The organism is Stenotrophomonas sp. STEN031 (genome assembly GCF_056759975.1).
Genome location: NZ_JBRREA010000117.1, coordinates 1 through 2,604, shown reverse-complemented (window position 1 = coordinate 2,604; position 2,604 = coordinate 1). Strand labels below are relative to the sequence as shown.

Sequence of the window (2,604 nt, the reverse complement as noted above, 5' to 3'; positions counted from 1 at the left end):
CCCCTCACAAGTACCCGGCCACTCGCTGCACGTCCCCACCCCTGGGCGTTTGTTTGCGCCCAAGGCTAATCAAACCCCGGGCACTCCGCCGGGTTTTGCCGCAAAACCGGTACTCTCACCCCGGTTTTGATCTCGCCCCCAACATCGACACAACCCTCAAAGAGCCGCGCGCAACCGTCCTGATCCCGGGCAGCCGCGTGCGTTACCTGGCCGAGATCGCCGAGCAGGGCCGTGGCATCAACGCCCGCATTGAATCACAGGCAGAAGTGGCCGAGCGTGCACAGAGCCTTTGGCAGGCGCTGCAGGAGCTGGGTGATGCAGCGCAGCCGGGTGCCCTGGACCTGTACGCAGGTGATGCACTGACCGATGCAGGCGTCGACAACAGCATCCGCACTCTGCGCCAACGCTACAACGATGCCGTGCAATCGCTGGATTCGGACGCACTGCGCCTGCTGCGTGAGTGGCCGGCACGGCTGAAGTCGATCACCGAGCCGGTCAACGAGTACCAGGTGCGCGGCAAGACCATCCGCGTCGAGAACTACCGCGAATCGCTCAGCCACCAGCAGATCCCCAAGATCGCCGCGCCCACCTATCGCAGCTGGGGCGAGCTGCTGGTCTTCCTGCAGAAGGAAAACCTGCCCGGCTCCTATCCGTATACCGGCGGCGTTTACCCGTACCGCCGCAGCGGCGAAGACCCGATCCGCATGTTTGCCGGTGAGGGCACGCCGGAGCGCACCAACCGCCGCTTCCATTACCTGAGCGTGGGCCAGCCGGCCGCGCGCCTGTCCACGGCCTTCGACAGCGTCACCCTGTACGGCGAGGACCCGGCGCCGCGCCCGGACATCTACGGCAAGATCGGCAACTCCGGCGTCAATATTCCTACGCTGGACGACATGAAAAAGCTGTACTCCGGCTTTGACCTGTGCGCGCCAACCACCTCGGTGTCGATGACCATCAATGGCCCGGCACCGATGATCCTGGCGATGTTCATGAACACCGCCATCGACCAGCAGATCGAGAAATACTTGCAGGAAGATCCCGCGCGTTGGGCCGAGGCGGAAGAGAAGATCGCGAAGCTTTTCGAAGGCCGCTCACGTCCGCAGTACCACGGTGAGTTGCCGCCGACCAACAACGGCCTGGGCCTGGCCCTGCTGGGTGTCACTGGCGATCAGATGGTGGATGCCGATACCTATGCGCGGATCAAGGCAGAAACCCTGTCCACCGTGCGCGGTACCGTGCAGGCCGACATTCTCAAGGAAGACCAGGCGCAGAACACCTGCATTTTCTCCACCGAGTTCGCGCTGCGGATGATGGGTGATATCCAGCAGTACTTCGTCGACCACAAGGTGCGCAATTTCTACTCGGTGTCGATCTCCGGCTATCACATCGCCGAGGCCGGCGCGAACCCGATCAGCCAGCTGGCCTTCACCCTGTCCAATGGCTTCACCATCGTCGAGTACTACCTGGCGCGTGGGATGAAGATCGACGACTTCGCGCCCAACCTGTCGTTCTTCTTCTCCAACGGCATGGACCCGGAGTACACGGTGATCGGCCGCGTGGCTCGCCGCATCTGGGCGCGTGCAATGCGTGAGCGCTACGGTGCCAACGAGCGCAGCCAGATGATGAAATATCACATCCAGACCTCGGGCCGCTCGCTGCACGCGCAGGAGATCCAGTTCAACGATATCCGCACCACGCTGCAGGCGCTGTATGCGCTGTTCGACAACTGCAACAGCCTGCACACCAACGCTTACGACGAGGCGATCACCACGCCGACCGAGGAAAGCGTGCGCCGCGCGGTGGCGATCCAGATGATCATCAACAAGGAGCTGGGGCTGAATTTCTGCGAGAACCCGTGGCAGGGCAGCTTCATCGTCGACAAACTCACCGATATCGTCGAGGAGGCGGTATACAAGGAGTTCGAGGCGATCAGCGAGCGCGGTGGCGTGCTGGGCGCGATGGATACCATGTACCAGCGCGGCAAGATTCAGGAAGAATCGCTGTACTACGAGCACAAGAAGCACGACGGCAGCCTGCCGCTGGTCGGCGTCAACATGTTCCTGCCCAAGGAGCATGCCGGCGAAGTGGCCACCGAGATCGAGCTGATCCGCTCCACCGAGGAAGAGAAGGGTCAACAGATCGAGAACGTGCACAACTGGCAGCGCAACCGCAATGCGCTGGCACCGGTGGGGGAGACCTCGCATGCGCACGAGATCGAAGGTGCGGCAGCGGCCGGTGAGGTGCACGACGGTCATGGCCTGGGTTACCTGCAGAAGACCGCGCGCGACCGTCGCAATGTCTTCGAAGCGCTGATCGAGGCAGTCAAGACCCACAGCCTCGGCCAGATCAGCCACGCCCTGTACGACGTAGGCGGCGAGTACCGTCGCAATATGTAAGCGACCCGCCAAAGGCGAATGTAGTGCCGAGCCATGCTCGGCAAGCGCCTTAATGTAGTGCCGAGCCATGCTCGGCAGAGGCCTTACAGGGAGACCCGAACATGTAGTGGGGGGGGCCGCCCCCGCGGAGCGGTGGCCGGTGTTGCGACGCGCCGCCGCGGGGGGGGCCAGCACGGGCGGGGCGGGGGGGGGCGGTGAGGGCGGCGGG

At 63.6% G+C, this 2,604-nt stretch carries 1 protein-coding gene; it reads left to right on the top strand.

The annotated features are described in order from the left end of the window. Window positions 1-2,396, top strand: a 2,396-nt coding sequence (locus ACVOLQ_RS22405) for a methylmalonyl-CoA mutase family protein (protein WP_481529350.1), incomplete at its 5' end; no start/stop codon positions are given. Window positions 2,397-2,604: the final 208 nt, after the last annotated feature.